The organism is Corallococcus sp. CA041A (genome assembly GCF_003612075.1).
GTDB classification, from domain to species: domain Bacteria; phylum Myxococcota; class Myxococcia; order Myxococcales; family Myxococcaceae; genus Corallococcus; species Corallococcus exiguus.
This window is the reverse complement of sequence record NZ_RAWF01000777.1, coordinates 1-383: the sequence shown is the minus strand read 5'-3', so window position 1 is coordinate 383 and position 383 is coordinate 1. Positions and strand designations below refer to the sequence as shown.

1 protein-coding gene is annotated in these 383 nt (G+C 62.7%); it reads right to left on the bottom strand.

Features of this window, described 5'->3' with window-relative positions; translation table 11 throughout:
• Positions 1-383: response regulator (locus tag D7V77_RS43035; RefSeq protein WP_120581798.1), on the bottom strand; the 383-nt coding region annotated here is incomplete at both ends.

Sequence of the window (383 nt, the reverse complement as noted above, 5' to 3'; positions counted from 1 at the left end):
TCGTGAGGGTGATCTCTTCGTCGTTTTTCTTGAGCGTGCGCGTGGCCAGGTTGAGCACGAAATCGCCAAAGGCGAACGTTTCCGGCGTCTCGGACGGCGCACCCGGGATTTCGGCGGGGCCGCGGCGGCGCAGCACGGCGTGGATGCGCGCGATCAGTTCGCGGGGGTTGAAAGGCTTGGGAAGATAATCGTCCGCGCCCATTTCAAGGCCGACAATGCGGTCGACGTCTTCGCCCTTGGCGGTAAGCATGATGATGGGCGTTTGATCATTTGCGCCGCGCAGGCGACGGCAGATCGACAAGCCGTCTTCACCCGGCATCATCAGGTCAAGCACGAGCAGGTCGAAGCGCTCGCGCAGCCAGAGTTTGTTCATGGCCGTGGCG